This window comes from Thiomonas sp. (assembly GCF_054608695.1).
Genome location: NZ_JBTRXV010000020.1, coordinates 1 through 17,709, shown reverse-complemented (window position 1 = coordinate 17,709; position 17,709 = coordinate 1). Strand labels below are relative to the sequence as shown.

General features: G+C 62.7%; 14 protein-coding genes. 1 reads left to right on the top strand and 13 read right to left on the bottom strand.

The window, feature by feature from the left end; genetic code table 11:
• Position 1: 1 nt before the first annotated feature.
• The 12 genes from odhB to acuI form a co-directional block, all read right to left on the bottom strand.
• Entirely contained in the window at positions 2 to 1,288 is a 1,287-nt protein-coding gene (gene odhB, locus ACYCUK_RS09285) for a 2-oxoglutarate dehydrogenase complex dihydrolipoyllysine-residue succinyltransferase (RefSeq protein WP_461594496.1), read from the bottom strand.
• Between the two features lie 94 nt (positions 1,289 to 1,382).
• Complete coding sequence (locus tag ACYCUK_RS09280; protein WP_461594495.1) at positions 1,383 to 4,238, bottom strand: 2-oxoglutarate dehydrogenase E1 component; 2,856 nt, start codon at positions 4,236 to 4,238, stop codon at positions 1,383 to 1,385.
• 309 nt (positions 4,239 to 4,547) lie between these two features.
• Positions 4,548 to 6,284, bottom strand: a complete 1,737-nt coding sequence (soxB, locus tag ACYCUK_RS09275) for a thiosulfohydrolase SoxB (RefSeq protein WP_461594494.1) — start codon at positions 6,282 to 6,284, stop codon at positions 4,548 to 4,550.
• Between the two features lie 93 nt (positions 6,285 to 6,377).
• A complete protein-coding gene (gene soxX / locus ACYCUK_RS09270; protein ID WP_112485562.1) occupies positions 6,378 to 7,034 on the bottom strand; it encodes a sulfur oxidation c-type cytochrome SoxX in 657 nt (218 codons plus the stop codon).
• Positions 7,035 to 7,047: 13 nt separating this feature from the next.
• Positions 7,048 to 7,884, bottom strand: coding sequence for a sulfur oxidation c-type cytochrome SoxA (gene soxA / locus ACYCUK_RS09265; protein WP_461594493.1), 837 nt, complete (start codon positions 7,882 to 7,884; stop codon positions 7,048 to 7,050).
• Between the two features lie 53 nt (positions 7,885 to 7,937).
• Positions 7,938 to 8,249: a thiosulfate oxidation carrier complex protein SoxZ gene (gene soxZ, locus ACYCUK_RS09260; RefSeq protein WP_112485560.1), complete on the bottom strand. Its 312-nt coding sequence runs from the start codon at positions 8,247 to 8,249 to the stop codon at positions 7,938 to 7,940.
• Positions 8,250 to 8,295: 46 nt separating this feature from the next.
• Positions 8,296 to 8,769 (bottom strand): thiosulfate oxidation carrier protein SoxY, encoded by a 474-nt coding sequence (gene soxY / locus ACYCUK_RS09255; RefSeq protein ID WP_461594492.1) that lies wholly within the window; start codon positions 8,767 to 8,769, stop codon positions 8,296 to 8,298.
• A 77-nt stretch (positions 8,770 to 8,846) separates the two neighbouring features.
• Entirely contained in the window at positions 8,847 to 9,923 is a 1,077-nt protein-coding gene (locus tag ACYCUK_RS09250; RefSeq protein WP_461594523.1) for a c-type cytochrome, read from the bottom strand.
• The gene (gene soxC / locus ACYCUK_RS09245; RefSeq protein WP_461594491.1) at positions 9,901 to 11,289 is read right to left on the bottom strand and encodes a sulfite dehydrogenase; all 1,389 of its coding nucleotides are present in this window, start codon (positions 11,287 to 11,289) and stop codon (positions 9,901 to 9,903) included. The genes ACYCUK_RS09250 and soxC overlap by 23 nt, the downstream gene beginning before the upstream one ends.
• Positions 11,290 to 11,312: 23 nt before the next feature.
• Positions 11,313 to 11,696, bottom strand: a complete 384-nt coding sequence (locus ACYCUK_RS09240) for an ArsR/SmtB family transcription factor (RefSeq protein ID WP_199195362.1) — start codon at positions 11,694 to 11,696, stop codon at positions 11,313 to 11,315.
• A gap of 95 nt (positions 11,697 to 11,791) precedes the next feature.
• Positions 11,792 to 13,720 carry a propionate--CoA ligase gene (locus ACYCUK_RS09235; protein WP_461594522.1) on the bottom strand — a complete coding sequence of 643 codons (1,929 nt, stop codon included), beginning with the start codon at positions 13,718 to 13,720 and terminating at the stop codon, positions 11,792 to 11,794.
• Between the two features lie 200 nt (positions 13,721 to 13,920).
• Positions 13,921 to 14,898, bottom strand: coding sequence for an acrylyl-CoA reductase (NADPH) (gene acuI, locus ACYCUK_RS09230; RefSeq protein WP_461594490.1), 978 nt, complete (start codon positions 14,896 to 14,898; stop codon positions 13,921 to 13,923).
• A gap of 128 nt (positions 14,899 to 15,026) precedes the next feature.
• Here acuI and ACYCUK_RS09225 point away from each other — a divergent pair, with 128 nt between their 5' ends.
• Positions 15,027 to 15,809 (top strand): C40 family peptidase, encoded by a 783-nt coding sequence (locus ACYCUK_RS09225; RefSeq protein WP_461594489.1) that lies wholly within the window; start codon positions 15,027 to 15,029, stop codon positions 15,807 to 15,809.
• 93 nt (positions 15,810 to 15,902) lie between these two features.
• Here ACYCUK_RS09225 and lpdA read toward each other — a convergent pair.
• On the bottom strand, positions 15,903 to 17,709 hold a 1,807-nt coding region (gene lpdA, locus ACYCUK_RS09220), incomplete at its 5' end, for a dihydrolipoyl dehydrogenase (protein ID WP_461594488.1).

The window sequence follows — 17,709 nt, the reverse complement described above, 5'->3', positions numbered from 1 at the left end:
CTCACAGATTGAGCAGCAGGCGTGCGGGGTCTTCCAGCGCTTCCTTCATCGCCACCAGGCCGAGCACGGCCTCGCGGCCATCGATGATGCGATGGTCGTAGCTCATCGCCAGGTAGTTGATGGGACGGATGACGACCTGCCCGTTCTCCACCACCGGCCGCTCCTTGGTCGCATGCACGCCGAGAATGGCGGCCTGCGGCGGGTTGATGATGGGTGTGGAGAGCATGGAGCCGAACACGCCGCCATTGCTGATGGAGAAGGTGCCGCCGGTGAGGTCTTCGATCGCCAGCTTGCCGTCGCGCGCCTTGGCGCCGAAGTCGGTAATCTGCTTCTCGATTTCGGCGAAGCTCAGCTGGTCGGCATTGCGCAAAATCGGCACCACCAGGCCACGCGGGCTACCCACGGCGATGCCGATGTCGAAATAGCCGTGGTAGATGATGTCGGTGCCGTCGACACTGGCGTTGATCACCGGGTATTTGCGCAGCGCGTGCACCGCCGCCTTGACGAAAAAGCTCATGAAGCCGAGCTTCACGCCATGCTCCTTCTCGAAGCGCTCTTTGTGCGTGTTGCGCAGGTCCATCACCGGCTGCATATTCACTTCGTTGAACGTCGTGAGAATGGCGTTCTCGCTCTGCGACTGAATCAGGCGCTGGGCGATGCGGGCGCGCAGCCGGCTCATGGGCACGCGTTGTTCGGGACGATCGGCGTAGGAGGAAAGGTCGATGCCAGCATCCACCGGGGCCAGCGCGACAGGGCTGCTCATCGGACTGGGTTGTGGCGCTGCTGCAGGCTTGGCCGCGGCCGCAGAGCCGCCAGCAATGGCGCCAAGTGCGTCGCCCTTGGTGATGCGTCCACCACGGCCAGAACCTGCCACGTTTGCCGGGTCGACGCCCTGCTCGGCGAGGATTTTGGCGGCTGCCGGCATGGCCGGGGCCGAAGTCGGCGCTTGGGCAGGGACTGCGACGCTGGCGGCAGCCGCCGCAACGGCCGGCGCTGGGGCGGCGGCTGGCACCGCAGACACCGGCAAGGGACTGACCTGGGGTTTGGCCTCGGTATCGAGCTTGGCGATGATTTCCTCGGCGGCCACGGTCGCACCGTCGTTCTTCAGGATCTGGGCCATGACCCCGGAGGCCGGAGCCGGCACTTCGAGCACGACCTTGTCGGTCTCGATTTCGATCAGGATTTCATCCTGCTTGACGGCTTCGCCGGGTTTTTTCTTCCATTGCAACAAGGTGGCTTCGGCCACGGATTCAGACAGTTGGGGAACCTTGACATCGATCAGTGCCATGGTGGGGTCTCGCGATTGGATGTGAACGGTTTGAGCCGTGCGCCGGCATGGCTGGCCCGTCAAGGCCAGCCATGCCGCGGCGCATGCAGCCCGCTTATTTGGTGAGGATGAAACCCTTGAGCTTGCCAAAAGCCGCTGTCAGCATTTCCTTCTGCTGCTCGGTGTGCTTGGCGAAGTAGCCAGCCGCGGTGGAGGCCGATGCAGGCCGGCCCGCATAACCCAGGCGCTGACCTTCCTGCAGGTTTTCGTGGATATGGTGCTGGATGAAGAACCATGCCCCCTGATTCTGCGGTTCGTCCTGGCACCACACCAGATCGCGCAATTGCGGGTAGCGCTTGAGCTCGGCGGCGAAGGCCTTGTGCGGGAAGGGATAGAGCTGCTCGAAGCGGACGATGGCCACGTCCTGCAGGTCGCGCTGTTTGCGCTCGGCGAGCAGGTCGTAGTACACCCGCCCCGTGCACATGACCATGCGTTTGACCTTGGCTTCGTCAAGGTCCTGGCCCTCGCCCAGTACGGTGTGGAAATGCCCGTTGGCCAGGTCGGATAGCGGCGAGCGTGCCTCGTGGTGCCGCAGCAAGGACTTGGGCGTCATCACCACCAGCGGCTTGCGGAAGGGACGGATCATCTGCCGCCGCAGCAAATGAAAAATCTGCGCCGGATTGGTCGGCTGGCAGACCTGGATATTGGTCTCGGCGCAAAGCTGCAGGTAACGCTCCAAACGCGCGGAGGAATGCTCCGGGCCCTGGCCTTCGTAGCCGTGCGGCAGGAACAGGGTGAGCCCGGAGGCGCGGCCCCATTTCACTTCGCCGGCGGAGATGAACTGGTCGATCAGCACCTGGGCGCCATTGGCGAAATCGCCGAACTGGGCTTCCCAGATCACCAGGGTGTTGGGGTCGGCGGTGGAGTAGCCGTACTCGAAACCGAGCACCGCTTCTTCCGACAGAATGGAGTCGATGACGACGAACGGCGCCTGGCCTTCAGCCACGTTCTCCAGCGGCACATAGCTGCCGGCGTCCCAGCGCTCGCGGTTCTGGTCGTGCAGCACGGCATGGCGATGGCTGAAGGTGCCCCGCCCGCTGTCCTCGCCCGAGAGGCGCACCGGGTAGCCGTTGGCCACCAGCGAGGCGAAGGCCATGTGCTCGCCCATGCCCCAGTCGAGCGACAGTTCGCCCTGCCCCATCTTGGCGCGATCGGCGATGACCTTCTCCACCAGCGGGTGCAGTTTCAGATCCGGCGGCATGGTGGTGATGCGCTCGGCCAGCCGCTTGAGTTCGGTCATCGGCAACGAGGTGTCGGCGCTGTCGGTCCACTTGCGGTTGAGGAAAGGCGACCAGTCGACCGCAAACTTGCTCTTGTAGTTCGACAGCACCGGCTCGACGGCGCGCTCGCCATCTTCCATCGCCTGGCGGTAGGCATGCACCATGGCATCGCCGTCTTCGGTACCGATCACGCCCTGGCTCACCAGCCGGTCGGCGTACAGCTTGCGCGTGCCCGGATGCGCGGCGATCTTCTTGTACATCAACGGCTGGGTCACGGCTGGCGTGTCCTGCTCGTTGTGGCCCAGCTTGCGGAAGCAGACGATGTCGACCACCACGTCGTGGCCGAACTCGGCGCGGTAATCCACCGCGAGCTGGCAGCACAGCGCCACGGCCTCGGGGTCGTCACCGTTCACATGCAGGATGGGCGCCTCGATCATTTTCACCACGTCGGTGCAGTAGAGCGTGGAGCGCGTATCGCGCGGGTCGGACGTGGTGAAACCGATCTGGTTGTTGATGACGATGTGCAGCGTGCCACCGGTGGAATAGCCGCGCGTCTGGGCCAGCGCCAGGGTCTCCATCACCACGCCCTGGCCGGCTAACGATGCGTCGCCATGCACCAGCACGGGCAGCACTTGCTGGCCGCGCTTGTCGCCACGGCGTTCCTGCCGCGCCCGCACCGAGCCCTCGACCACCGGGTTGACGATTTCCAGGTGCGAGGGGTTGAAGGCCAGCGACAGATGCACCGGGCCGGTCGGCGTGGACACGTCGCTGGAAAAGCCCTGGTGGTATTTCACGTCGCCGGAAGGCAGGTCGCTGGCATGCTTGCCCTCGAACTCGTCGAACAAATCCTTGGGGCGCTTGCCCAGAGTGTTGACCAGCACGTTCAAGCGGCCGCGGTGGGCCATGCCGATGATGACTTCCTGTGAGCCGAGTTCGCCACCGCGCTGCACGACTTCGTCCATACCGACGATGAAGCTCTCGCCGCCTTCGAGCGAAAACCGCTTCTGCCCCACGTAGCGCGTGGCGAGGTAACGCTCCAGCCCTTCCGCGGCTGTGAGCTTGTCGAGAATCTCGCGCTTTTTCTCGGTGCTGAAGCTGGGGCGGGTGCGAATGCTCTCCAGTTTTTGCTGCCACCAGCGCTTCTGTCCCTGGTCGCTCAAGTACATGAACTCGGCGCCGATGGAGCCGCAATAGGTTTCATGCAGGTTGTTGAGCAGCTCGCGCAGACTCATGCCCTCCTTGCCGAAATAGGTGTTGCTGGTGTTGAACACGGTTTCCAGATCGGCATCGGAGAAACCGTAAAAGCTGGGCTCCAGATCGGGAATTTCGGGGCGTTCGGTGCGCTTGAGCGGATCGAGATCGGCCCAGCGCACGCCGACATTGCGGTAGGCGGCGATGAGTTGCTGCGCCGCCACGCGCTTGCGCGACAACTCCACATCGGCGTTGAGACTGATGGGGCGCGCCGGCCCGGTCTTGGCGCGCAGGGCGAAAGCGGAGACGACGGGGGTGTGGGGAATGTCGCGGGCGTTGCTGCCGTCGACCGCGGGGACATGCTGCAAGGCGTCGAAATAGTCGCGCCAGTGGTCGGGGACCGAGCCTGGATTGGCGAGATAGGTTTCGTAAAGCTCCTCGACATACGGAGCATTGCCGCTGGACAGATAGGAGTTGGCGCGTAATTCTTGAATGGTCATGGTGGGCTCACTGGTGCGCCGGGCACCCCGGCATGAAGTGGGTGAAACACCATGCGCCCGGGTGGGTAGCCCGCCTTGGCGCACAGCGGTCCGATGACGAAAGACCTGAATGAACTGTAGCAGCCGATTTGATGCAACGCAAAAAACAAAACATCACCAACACTGGCTGGCATGTCTTGTCCAAGCCATGCCAGCCGCATCCGAGTTGTACCCAAGCCCCATTTGCCAAGCCCGGAAAACAAAGCGGGCTGGAATCGCTTCCAGCCCGCTTGTCATGAACGCCCTACCCCGGCGGAAAGACTGACAGGGTCAGATCCGGCCGTATTGCGCCAGCCCCGGGTTGCCCTTGACACCAATCAGCTTGGGTTCGTTGACCTTCAGCGGCTTGATGACTTTGTTGTGCTTGAGGTATTCCTCGACGATGTCCCAGATGGGCGGGTTGCTGGGGATGGCAGAGGCCTGTTGCACCGGCGCCCAGCCAGCGACCTTGTAGGTTTTTTTCGGGTCGAGCGGCTTGCCGCCCAGGCGCATGTCCTGAATGCGGTTGCCGATTTTCTCGTTCGGCGCACAGCTGTATTCCAGCGCCCCGAGACGAACCATGTCACCACCCTGCTGGTAATAGGGGTCGGTGTTGAACAGGTTGTCGCACACGTCTTCCATGACGGCCTTGACGGTTTCGCCGGTCATGTCCGCAAGCGTGCAGTACGGGTAGGTGATGGCCAGTTGGCTCATCATGTCCTCCCTGGTGATCGGTGCGCCGGGAAGCAGGTCGCCGCCCCAGCGGAAACCCGGCGAGAAGGCCAGATCGCCGCCGCGCACGGCCAGCATGGCATCCACCACCAGCTGGTCCCAGGTGCCGTTGAAATTACCGCGGCGATAGAGCACGCCTTCGGTATGGGCGAGCACCTCGTTCATCTTGCTCTCGTAAGGCGCGCGGTGCCTCTTGATCAGCGCATTCATGTCCGCGTCGGCGGCGAGCAGTTCGGAGAAGACGGGCAGCAGGCGGTACTTGTAGCTCACCATCTTGCCGCCGCGCACGTCGAAGTCCATCACGGCGAGGAATTTGCCGTGCGATCCGGCATTGGTGACCAGGGTCATGCCGCCCGAGGGGCGCCGAACTTCCACGGCCACGGCTTCGCCGTCATGGGTATGGCCACCAAAAATGCAGTCGATGCCTTCGACCAGCGTGGCCATCTTGCGGTCCACGTCCATGCCGTTGTGCGAGATCACGACCACGAGCTGCGCACCCTTTTTCTTCACCTCTTTCACCACTTTCTGCATGTGGTCGGTGTCAATGCCGAAAGTCCAGTCAGGCATCAGGTAACCCGGGTTGGCAATCGGGGTGTAGGGGAAGGCCTGGCCGATGATGGCGACCTGGACCCCGTTCATCTGCTTCATCACATAGTTGGGGAAAACGGGATCGCCAAAGTCAGCTGTCTTCACATTCTGGGCGACAAAGTCGATCTTGCCCTTGAAATCCTTGTTGACGATTTCCTTGACTCGATCCTGGCCATAGGTGAATTCCCAATGCGCCGTCATGACGTCGACGCCGAGCTGGAGCTGGGCATCGACCATGTCCTGGCCCTTGGTCCACAGGGACAGCCCCGTGCCCTGCCAGGTGTCGCCACCGTCCAGCAACAGCGCACCGGGGCGGGCCGCACGGAGTTGCTTCACCAGGGTGGCAATATGCGCGTAACCGCCCATCTTGCCATACTGCTTGCCGGCGCGCACGAAGTCGAGGTAGGTAAACGCATAGGACTCGCGCGTATTGGGTTTGAAACCCACGCGCTTGAGGTAGTTGGCGCCAACCAAGTGGGGCAGGTGGCCATCCATGGCGCCGATGCCGATATTCACGTTGGGCTCGCGGAAATACAGGGGCTGTAGATGCGCATGGCTATCGGTCATGTGAAGAAAGTGCACATTTCCCGTCACGGGTGGGTTGTACAGCTTGTCCACCTCGGCGGCGCTGGCGTCACGCATCATCGGAAATCCGTTGACACCGGCAGCAGCCAAAACACTCAAAAATTCGCGGCGGGAGAGGCTCATTATGGGTCCTTGAAAAAAGAAAAAGCCCGCCAATCGGCAATCAATAGGCGGGCCTAGGCTGATCGGCTGTCGACCAGCCTCGAAACGACGGGATTACTTGTTGACCGGAGAGTTCGGGTCCATCAGCAGCGCCATCACGTCCTTCATCTGCTGCTCGGTGAGGATGTGATGCTCTCCAAACGGCGGCATGTAGGAACATGCATTGAATGCTTCGGAGTTATAGATGCGGGCCCAGGTGTACTTCAAAATCGCTTCGCTGTTGCCGCGCAACTTGGCGTAGTGATACAACTCAGGTCCGATATTGCCTTGAGACGGATCGTTCGCAATCATCTTGTGGCAAGCCAGGCAGTTGCCGCCATTTGGGGTGCCGGGTTTGTCGTTCCACTGCAGCCCCTTGCCATCCTCGGCAATCTTGAGGCCAGCCTTCCAGTCACCCAGATATTGGCCGTCCTTCGGGTAGACGACCTTGGACTGCGCGGTCGTCTCGATCTCTTTGCGAATCGCATCCGGCAACGGCTGGCCGAGGTAGTCGTACTTCGAGCACTCGTACTGCGCCTTCGTTTGCTTGAGGCGATCGACGCTGGCTTGTCCCTTGCTGACGAAATCGTCTTTGAGGATTTTCTGGAAGGATGCCGTCGCGAAAGGATCACCGCTGGCGCCTGCCGATGCGGATTTGTCCATGCCGGCACAGCCACTCAGCACAGCAGCACTGGCCGCCGCCGTCAAGACCAATAAAACTGATTTTTTCATGTTGTCTCCTCTCTTAGCGCTTGAACGAAGGCGTGTGGAGCGTGGCGCCATTGGAGTTGACCCCCATATACGTGATCAGGTCGATCACCGCGCTGGACGTGAACTTGGGAGCGGGCCAGCGCTGTTGGCGTGCGCAAGCCAACATGCGCCACTCAAGCGTGCGGGCGACGCCCTGAGAATTGGGGTAGGCAGGCCAGGTCGCGTAGGACACGGCTGCTTCTTTGTTCGTCAGGTTGGGAAGTGCGGATATCTTGATGCGCTTGCCACTTTCGGAATGGCAGGCTGCGCACGAGAAACTGAAGGGCCCCGCACGGTAGAAAAACAGCTTCTTGCCATTCTCGTAAGAGAGTTTTTCCATGGCGTCGTTTTGCGGGATGGCCACTTTCATGCCATCGGACTCATGCGCCACATACATCGCGATGTTTTCCAATGGGGATGCGTTACCCCCCTCCTTGGCGAAGGGCTCTTTGTCAGCTTCTTTGGCACTGAAACCTTGGAGGCTTTCCATGCAAGTGACCAGACGAGATTCCAGATCCTGCACCTTGCCGGTATCTGCGAAATAGCGTGGAAGTTGGGCATAGGCACCCTTCACCACGCCTGGGCCGAGGCCCAGATTGCACTGTTCGAGAGAGGCGTTTTTGGGCCCACGCTTTTCACTCCAAAGCTTCTTGCCATCGTCGATGTTGAAGTCGGCGGGGTTACCGCCCATTTCGTTCATCAATTTGAGGTAAGCATTCCCCTCCTGGGTTACGGAGCCCGCCTGCGCGGTTGCCGCGCAGGCCCCAATCAGCATCATGGCAGGAAGCGATAACCCAGCCAGCGCCGCAATCTTTTTTAGTCGTGATCTCATAGTCTCCTCGCGAACAGTGGGTACTGCGTCAAACAAAAAGAAGGCTCGATACTTCAGGACACCGTGGTGGTGTCGGTCTGGGTTTCGCCCTTGTTGTCCAGCCACGTCACTGAAACCTTGTCGCCCGATTTTCCACCCTTGAAACGGAATTCGAGGAACGGATTCTTGGAAATGGCCGTGCCCCAATCGCAAGTCAGGACGGTCTTGTCATTGTTTTTGCAGATGACGGATTGAATGAAATGGGCCGGGATGATTTTCCCGTCTGGGGCCTTCATCAGGCCGGTATCTTCGGGGTGAGACATCAGGACGCGAACAACCACTGCGTCGCCTTCGACGTTAGCGCGCATGCGCATCGGATTTGGCATATTGAACTCCAGTAAAGTCTAGATAACCGAGGTAGGAAAGAAGGGATCAGCCGCCGCAACCGCCGAGCGTGACCTTGATTTCTTTCTTGCTGAACAGCAGCTTGTCACCAGCCTTCGCCACGGCATAGACGTGGGAGGTCTGCGCCATCTTGATACGGGTGGCAAAGTTCGGCTCGGCTCCATCCTTGGTGCTGAAGGTAGCGACCAGCGCGGTGGGGTTTTTCTGCACCACGATGCCCAGCATGCTCACGCCAGCGGCCGTGGACTTGATGCCGACCGGCACGACAGCACCGTTTTCGGCAATGTCCGGACCGACGATGGACACGTCCGTGCTTTCGGTGGCTGTGGCGCCGAGAACCTTGGCGATTTCATCCAGAGTCTTGGCTTCGAACAACTTGGGGTCCCAGCCTGGAGCGTCGGCCGCCTGGGCGGTGACGGGTAGAAGACCGGCCGAAGCGGCCAGACCCACAACGGTCGCACCAGCACCAAGCTGCATGACCTGACGACGAGATTGATTCATACGACTAACTCCTCAATTATAAAAATGCGTAAGTAGTGAGAGTTGTCCTCGTGGATGGACCACGAGGACTTAACGCCTTACTGCTTCGCTCCGTCTACAACCCAAGTTGCAATCATCTTGGCATCAGCCTCGCTGATACTCTGCGGCGGCATTGGGATACTGCCCCATATGCCTGAGCCGCCCTTCATGATGCGGGTGGTCAATTCGCCCACCATCGCTGTCTTGCCACCGTATTTGCCGGCAATTTCCTTGTAGCCAGGCCCGACCAACTTGTTGTCGCCAAAGCTGTGGCAAGCAATGCAGCCATTGGCCTTGATCAAGGCGACAACCTTGGCGTTGGGGTCGACTGCGGCTGATTCTTTTTGCAGTGCAGCTTTTTTCAGCTCGGCCCGTGACAAGGTGACCTGACCGCGGATCGGCCCCCAAGGGCGAGTCTCATCAGCCAAGTTACCCCAAGTATTCATGGCGTAAGCAGGGATGAAGGAATCGACCTTCGGCTTCGGGCTGCAGTTTTTCATGCATTCAACATTATGGGTATCCGGGATACCCCCATTTCCGATTTCCTTGCCAGGCCACATGCCGTGGTTCCAGGTCATGCCGTTGCGGTTGGGCAGCATGTTTTGCACTTGCTGCACGTTGTCACGCGTCAGCGTGAAATTGGCGGGCACGACATTGGCCAAGTTCAGCAGGTAAGCGACCAGGGAATAGGTTTCATTCCAACTCAGCGACAGCGGCGCATTCCACGGCATCGCGCGGTGGATGTAGTCGAACAGCGTCGACAGGGTCGAGAGTTTCTCGAGCGAGGTGCCGCCGCCGTCCGTCACATTCGCCAACTTGGCAACGCGCCCCGTGGCAATGTCCTGCTTCGAGGCTTGGAATGCACCCACCAAGGGCGGGAACACGGCATTGGAATCTGCGAAGTCGCCATGGCAGGAAGCGCATTTGGCTTCCCACAGCTTGGTGCCTTCGGCAACGGTTCCCTGTCCCGCAGGCAGTCCTTGAAAGTCGGGTCGCACGTCGATATTCCACGCCTTGATCTCGTCCGGGGTTGCCGCACGACCCAGCGAGGTTGCGGCGTTGGCGCCCCATGCGGCCGAAAAAGCCAGCCCGAGTGCTGCCGCGACGGCGGCCTTACGAATTCGCGAGTTGGACATTGCGAACGTCTCCAGTTTCTTCAACTTGCCAAGTTTGAATTGAGTTGTTGTGATAGACCGACCGGGTTCCGCGAATCTTGCGCATCTCCTGGAAGGTCGGCTGCACCATGCCGGTTTCATCCACAGCGCGGCTTTGCAGGAAAGCACCCTTGCCGTTCCAAACCCAGGGGATGTTGAAGCGTGCGAAGGCCTTGTTCTGCACCGGGCCTTCCAGACGGGCTTCCTTCCAGTTGACGCCGCCATCGAACGACACATCCACACGCTTGATCTTGCCGCGGCCCGACCATGCCAGGCCGGTGACGTTGTAGACGCCGCGATCCATCAATACCTGCCCGCCGGACGGCGAAGTCACCACCGACTTGACTTCCATGACGGAGGTGTATTGGCGCAGCCTGCCGTCGGGCATGAGGTCGACGTAGCCCAAGACTTCGTCTTTGGTGGCGAAGGGGGAGGTTCCCAGTTTGATGCGGCGCAGGTACTTGATTTGCGATACGCCTTCCACGCCGGGGACGACCAGGCGCAGGGGATAGCCGTTTTCAGGACGCAGCATTTCGCCGTTCTGGCCATAAACCACCAGCACTTCGCCCGACATGACCAGGGACATGGGGATGGTGCGGTTTTCGTGGGAGCCATCGGCACCTTCGGCCATGATGAAGCGCACGCCCTTGAGATCGGCGCCGCAATCGTCCAGCAGCTTGATCAGCGGCACGCCGGTGAACTCGCTGCATGACACCATGCCGTGGGTGTACTGCACCGTGGGCACGGCCACATTGCCCCACTCCATGGCGGAATTGGCGCCGCACTCGATGAAGTGGAAGCGCGACACCGGCTGCATGCGCATGATGTCGCCGACGCTGTAGACCTTGGGGTTTTTCACCAGGTCCTTTTCGCCCATGACCATCAGCCGGAACTGGGCCGGATCGATGTCATACCAACCCTGGTGCGAGCGGTTGAAGTGCAAGCCGGCCGGGGTGACGATGCCGAACATGCCCTGCAACGGGGCGAAGGCCACGTTGGCCTGGGTGACGGCCGCCAGACCCGGGCTGATGCGGCGCACCAGATTGGCCTCGTATTTCGACGGCGAGCCATAAGGCGGCTCGTCCACACCCTTGCCCAACGTGGTTCCCCACTCGGGCTTGTCCAAAATCAACTTGCTGCCCTTGTCGCCAACCCAGTCTTTGCGGTTGTCGTCAGTGGCACCGTAGGCGTTCACGGCCCCGCCGGCAACCATGGTGGCGCTGGCTGCCGTCAACGCCCGACGCAAAAAATCGCGTCGGCCGCCCTGGACCTGCGCGATTTGCTCGGCAGTCAGGAAGTTTTCCGGTGCAGGACGCAACCGGCCTAGCCTTTTGCTGTAGTCACTCATCCTCGTCCTCGCTTGTTGAAAATCTAAATGCGCCGAGCCAGGCGCTCTGATTGAGAAACGGACTCTGGATCGTCCAGCTCGATGGCAATTTGGGTGCAAACCGTGCGGCATAGCTGCACCGCCTTCTCACTTTGCACCCGGTAATAAACCTGATTACCCACGCGCCGCTTGGCAACGATGCCCGCCTGATACAGCACCTTGAGATGCTGGGAGACGTTGGGCTGGGTGGAGTTGACCGCCTCCATGATGTCGCCGACACTTTTTTCCTGGTCGCAAATGGCATTGATGATGCGCAGGCGCAAAGGGGTGGCCAGAACGCCGAACAACTCGGCGGCGGAGACGAAAACGCGCTCGGCGTCGACTTGGTCGGCTGCCGCTGAATCGAGCAATTGCAGTGTGTTGAGCATCGCAGGCATTGATGAATTTGCTTATAAGCAAGAACTTATGAATTGTAGGGAAGCCGCCCTCTGCGTCCAGCTCGGCGGCCTAGGAGTTTCCCTAGCTATTGGTGAGCAATTGCTTCACGAATCTGCGCCAGGGCAAGCGGATCTTCCAAGGTGGTCAGATCGCCGGGGTCGCGTTGCTCGCACAGTGCCTGGATGGAGCGGCGCAGCAATTTGCCGGATCGGGTCTTGGGCAGCATGGCGACGAAGCGGACCCGAGCCGGGCGTGCCAGGGCGCCCAGTTGCGCCTGCACGGTCTGCATGATGCCGGTCTCCAGGCTGGCGCAAGCTGCAGCGTCGGCCACTTTGCCGGCATCGCGCGGCACGACGAAAGCCATCGCCACCTGACCCTTGATCGCATCCGCGGCGCCGACCACGGCCACCTCGGCCACGGCCGGATGGCTGGAAATGCTCTCCTCGATTTCACGTGTGCCGAGGCGGTGGCCGGCCACGTTGATGACGTCGTCGGTGCGCCCGAGAATGGTGATGTAGCCGCGCGCGTCGGCCACGCCCCAGTCAAAGGTGGAGTACACCTGTTTGCCCGGGAAGGTCGACCAATAGGTGTCGACGAAGCGGGCGTCGTCACGCCAGACGGTTTGCATGCAGCCCGGCGGCAGGGGCCAGCCAATGGCGACCACCCCCTTCTCACCGGGCGCAACGGGCTCGCCTGTGGTGTCGTGCAGGATTTGGACGTCATACCCCGGCATGGCGACACCGGGGGAGCCAGGTTTGGGCGCAAGCTCTTCCACGCCGCCGGCGATGCTGAGAATCGGCCAGCCGGTTTCGGTCTGCCAGTAGTTGTCGACCACAGGCTTGCCCAATGCCTGCGTGACCCAGGCCGCCGTGGGTTCGTCCAGCGGTTCACCCGCCAGGAACAGGCGCTGCAGCGACGACAAGTCGCTGCAGCGCATGAAGACCGTGTCGAACTTCTTGAGCACGCGAATGGCGGTTGGCGAGGAAAACATCACGCTCACCCGATGGCGCTCGACCAGTTGCCAGAAGCTGCCGGCGTCCGGGCGCAGCGGCGTGCCCTCGTACAGCAGCGTGGTCATGCCGTGCAACAGCGGCCCGTAAACGATGTAACTGTGGCCGACGACCCAGCCGATATCGCTGGTGCAGAAATAGGTCTGCCCCGGCTCGGCGCGAAAGATGTCGCGCATGGAAGCCGCCAGAGCCACGGCATAGCCCCCGGTGTCGCGCTGCACGCCTTTGGGCCTGCCGGTGGTGCCAGAGGTGTAGAGGATGTAGCTCGGATGCGTCGCATCCACCCAGGTGCAGGGCACGGGTGCACTGCCCACCGCGGCGCATGCTGCGGCGTAATCCAGGTCGCGCCCGGCCACGGGCTCGTAGGGTTGCAGCCCGCGGTTCACCATCAAGACGGTGCCCGGCTTGTGCGCGGCGCGTGTCATGGCTTCGTCCAGCAGCGGCTTGTAGGGAATGACGCGTCCAGCACGCGAGCCGGCATCGCTGCTGACCACAACCTTGGGCTGGGCGTCGTCGATGCGCGTGGCCAGGCTCATGGCGGCAAAGCCGCCGAACACCACGGAATGAATCGCCCCCAGGCGAGCGCAGGCCAGCATGGCGAAGACCGCCTCGGGAATCATCGGCATGTAGATCAGTACCCTGTCGCCCTGCTCGACGCCTTGCCGGCGCAGCACCGCCGCCATGCGCTGCACCTCGGCATGCAACTGGGCGTAGGTGTAGCTGCGGCTTTGGTCGACTTCGGTGGACTCCCAGATCAAGGCCGGCTGCTCGGCACGCCTGGGCAGATGCCGGTCGATCGCGTTGTGGCAGAGATTGGTCAACCCGCCCGGGAACCAGCGTGCAAACGGCTTGCGGCTGGCGTCGAGCACTTGATCCCAGGGCCGATGCCAATCGATCAAGCCGGCCTGCTCGGCCCAGAAGGCTTCGGGCTGTTCGATCGAGCGACGGTAGTAGTCGGCGTAGCGCATGTTTTGTCTCCAGTCCTGTTGTGACGGCGGCCGCAGGGGGCGCCGCTCTGATTCGCTGGCCGGTGGTATCGAGGTTCGCCAAAACCTCGACCTTGTGCAGCAAGCCCGCGCACGTTAGGAGCCGGAACTGACGCAGCACTGACCCGATGCCCCAGGGCGGACGGCTGTGGGCCAAAGCTGGGGCGTGTATGTGTGGGATCGATGCGCCGGCTGGATGCACGCGGCGGCCGCTCGGTTCAGAGGCCCACCACCGCCCGGCCGCGCGACTGCCCGGCCATGATGCTCGCAGCTGCCTGCAGCACCTGATCGAGCGGCACATCGTGCGCCATGCGCTCCAGTCGGGCAAGGTCGATCTCCGCGGCCAGCGCGTCCCAGGCCGCCCGGCGCGCAGCCAGCGGCTGCATCACGCTGTCCACGCCGGCCAGGGTGACGTTGCGCAAGATGAAGGGCGCCACGCTGGTCGGGAAATCCATGCCCTGTGCCAAACCACAGGCGGCCACGACGCCGCCCCAGCGGGTTTGGGCGCAGGCATTGGCCAGGATGTGACTGCCTGCGGTGTCGATCACCGCAGCCCAGCGCTCTTTCTGCAGCGGCTTGCCCGGTGCGCTCAAGGTGGCGCGGTCGATGATGTCGGCAGCGCCCAGCTCCCGCAGGTAACCCGCCTCGGCAGGCTTGCCGGTCGCGGCCACCACACGATAGCCGCGTTGCGCCAGCAGGCCCAGTGCGACACTGCCCACCCCGCCGGTGGCGCCAGTCACCAGCACATCGCCATCGGCAGCTTGCACGCCGTGGCGAGCAATGGCCTGGACGCACAACATGGCGGTGTAGCCCGCGGTGCCGATGATCATCGCCTGTCGCGTGTCGAACCGCCCCGGCAGCGGCACCAGCCAGTCGCCGCGCAAGCTTGCGCGCTCGGCCAGGCAACCCCAATGCGTTTCGCCCACGCCGAAGCCGTTGAGAATCCAGCGGTCTCCTGCCTTCCAGGCGGAATGGCTGCTGCGCAACACCACGCCCGCGCCATCGATGCCCGGCACCATGGGCCATTTGCGCACCACCGGCGCCTTGTCGGTCAGCGCCAGCGCATCCTTGTAGTTGAGGGTGGAATGCTGCACCTGCAGCAGCACGTCGCCTTCGGGCAGCTCACGCTCGTCCACAGCGCTCAAGGTCGCGCTGAATCGGCCATTCTCCTTGCGCAAAAGCCAGGCTTTGAACATTGAAGTCTCCAAGTGTTGGGGGGTTGTGGAGCAAGCCTAGTTCAAGCGCCGCAACGTGGGGCTGAAGCAATCCTTCGCGTCCTGAAGAGTTGACAGGCCCGCAGGGGAAACGGTAAGGTCGCGCCCTTATGGGAAATCTGCGCGCCGACACGCTCAAACTTGCACTGTCCCTGGCCATGCTGGCGGGTGCAGTGACGGCTTGCGCGCAAAATCGCCCGGCCGGCATGGCCGACAATGGCGCCAGCAACGGCGTGCCGACGGACCCGGTGCAAACCGCCTCGGCCCAAGCGCCTGAAACCCACTCCAGCAGCCGCGATTCGCTGCAGCAGTGGCTGGCACAGAACGGCCTGGTGCAGCAGGTTTCAGCGCACGCGTCCGATCTGGCCATCAATGCCCTGAGCTTCCTGGGTGTGCGCTACAAGTATGGTGGCGACCACGCCGCCACCGGCTTCGACTGCTCGGGTTTCGTGCGCCACGTCTATCAGCAGACTCTGGGCTTGGTGCTGCCGCACAACGCCGCGCAGCAAAGCCGCGAAGGCGAAAAAATTGCCGAAAGCCAGCTGAAGCCGGGCGATCTGGTGTTCTTCAACACCCTGCGCCGCGCCTTCTCGCATGTGGGCATCTACATCGGCAACGGCGAGTTCGTGCACGCGCCCAAACCGGGGCAGGACGTGCAGATCGGCAATCTCAACAATCCCTACTGGTCCCGGCGCTTCGACGGGGCTCGCCGCTTCATCACCCGCGCCGCCGATGCGGTTCCCGAGGCGCAGGCAGCACCAGCAGCAGTGGGCTCGGATGGCAACGACGCAGCAGGAAATGGACCGGGCAAGGCCTTGCAGACCGCCCTGCCCCAGCGCGCCGACTCAGGCCGCGCCAACGCCGCTCAAGCGGCCGATTCCACGAACCGCTGAAGCTTGAGGCGGCGCAGGCCCTGTGCGGGTTCTGCGCCATGGCTCACGACCTGCATCCAAGCGACGCCACGCGGTGCGCTGCCCAAAACTCCATCAGCGCCTGGGCGGCGGCAGATCGGTGCACGCGCCTTCGGCCACTTCCGCCGCCATCCCCACCGATTCGCCCAGCGTGGGATGCGGATGGATGGTGCGGCCGATGTCCACCGCGTCCGCGCCCATTTCGATCGCCAGCGCGATTTCGCTGATCAAGTCGCCCGCATGGGTGCCGACGATGCCGCCGCCGACGATGCGATGCGTTTCCTTGTCGAACAGCAGCTTGGTGAAGCCTTCGTCGCGTCCATTGGCAATGGCGCGGCCTGAAGCCGTCCACGGGAACAGGCCCTTGGTGACGGCGATGCCTTGGGCCTTGGCGGCGTCTTCGGTCAGGCCGACCCAGGCGATTTCGGGGTCGGTGTAGGCCACACTCGGAATCACCCGGGCGTCGAACGCGGCCTTCGCCAAGTTGGCGTCCCCCTTCAATTCACCCGCGCACACTTCCGCCGCCACATGCCCTTCATGCACCGCCTTGTGCGCCAGCATGGGCTGGCCGACGATGTCGCCAATGGCGTGAATGTGCGGCACATTGGTGCGCAACTGCGCGTCCACAGGAATGAAGCCGCGCTCGCTCACCGCCACGCCCGCCTTGTCGGCACCGATCTTGCTGCCATTGGGCGCACGGCCCACGGCTTGCAACACCAGGTCGTAGCGCTGCGGCTCGAGGGGTGCGCCTTCACCTTCGAAGCGCACCCAGATGCCGTCGGGCTTGGCCTCGGCAGCCACGGTCTTGGTCTTGAGCATGACGCGGTCGAAGCGTTTGGCATTCAGCTTCTGCCAGACCTTGACCAGGTCGCGGTCGGCACCGGGCATCAGGCCGTCGAGCATTTCCACCACGTCGAGCCGCGCGCCCAGCGTGGAATAGACCGTGCCCATTTCCAGGCCGATGATGCCGCCGCCGACGATGAGCATGGCTTTCGGCGCGGCGTCGAGTTGCAGCGCGCCGGTGGAGTCGACGATGCGCGGGTCGTCCGGCAGGAAGGGCAAACGCACCGCCTGGCTGCCTGCGGCGATGATGGCGCGCTGGAAGCGCACCGTCTGCGTCGCCCCGGTTTTGTGTTGCGCCTCGCCTTCGGTCAACTCCACTGCAACGTGATGCGCGTCGACAAAGCTGCCGTAGCCGCGCACCACCGTGACCTTGCGCATCTTGGCCATCGCGCTCAAGCCGCCGGTGAGCTTGCCCACGACCTTCGCCTTGTGCGCGGCGAGCTTGGTCCGGTCGACCTTGGGTGCGCCGAAGTCCACGCCGATGTCGGCGAAATGTGCCGCCTCGTCCATCACTGCAGCCACATGCAGCAGCGCCTTGCTCGGAATGCAGCCCACGTTCAGGCAAACCCCGCCGAGTGCGGCGTAGCGCTCGACCAGCACCACCTTGAGGCCGAGATCGGCCGCGCGGAATGCGGCGGAATAGCCGCCGGGGCCGGAGCCCAGCACCAGCACCTCGCAATCGTGGTCGACGCTCCCGGTGTAGCTGTCTGCGGGAGCCGGCAGCGGCGTGGCGGGGGCCGCCGAGGTTTGCGGAGCTGCTGCCGCCGCTGCCTGGGTGGCCGGTGCTGCAGCCGCATCAGGAGCAGCTGCGGGCTGCACGGCAGCGTCCGCCTCCAGCTCCAGCAGCACCGTGCCTTCGTTCACCTTGTCACCCAGCTTCACCCGCATGGACTTCACCACGCCGGCCGCGCCGCTGGGAATTTCCATGCTGGCCTTGTCGCTCTCCACCGTGATGAGCGACTGCTCGACCTTGATCGTGTCGCCGGGTTTGACCAGCACTTCGATCACTTCCACATCCTTGAAGTCCCCGATGTCGGGA

Coding starts and splice junctions, on each gene's coding strand:
- odhB (WP_461594496.1), bottom strand. CDS start 1,288: ATGGCACTGATCGATGTCAAGGTTCCCCAACTGTCTGAATCCGTGGCC.
- ACYCUK_RS09280 (WP_461594495.1), bottom strand. CDS start 4,238: ATGACCATTCAAGAATTACGCGCCAACTCCTATCTGTCCAGCGGCAAT.
- soxB (WP_461594494.1), bottom strand. CDS start 6,284: ATGAGCCTCTCCCGCCGCGAATTTTTGAGTGTTTTGGCTGCTGCCGGT.
- soxX (WP_112485562.1), bottom strand. CDS start 7,034: ATGAAAAAATCAGTTTTATTGGTCTTGACGGCGGCGGCCAGTGCTGCT.
- soxA (WP_461594493.1), bottom strand. CDS start 7,884: ATGAGATCACGACTAAAAAAGATTGCGGCGCTGGCTGGGTTATCGCTT.
- soxZ (WP_112485560.1), bottom strand. CDS start 8,249: ATGCCAAATCCGATGCGCATGCGCGCTAACGTCGAAGGCGACGCAGTG.
- soxY (WP_461594492.1), bottom strand. CDS start 8,769: ATGAATCAATCTCGTCGTCAGGTCATGCAGCTTGGTGCTGGTGCGACC.
- ACYCUK_RS09250 (WP_461594523.1), bottom strand. CDS start 9,923: ATGTCCAACTCGCGAATTCGTAAGGCCGCCGTCGCGGCAGCACTCGGG.
- soxC (WP_461594491.1), bottom strand. CDS start 11,289: ATGAGTGACTACAGCAAAAGGCTAGGCCGGTTGCGTCCTGCACCGGAA.
- ACYCUK_RS09240 (WP_199195362.1), bottom strand. CDS start 11,696: ATGCTCAACACACTGCAATTGCTCGATTCAGCGGCAGCCGACCAAGTC.
- acuI (WP_461594490.1), bottom strand. CDS start 14,898: ATGTTCAAAGCCTGGCTTTTGCGCAAGGAGAATGGCCGATTCAGCGCG.
- ACYCUK_RS09225 (WP_461594489.1), top strand. CDS start 15,027: ATGGGAAATCTGCGCGCCGACACGCTCAAACTTGCACTGTCCCTGGCC.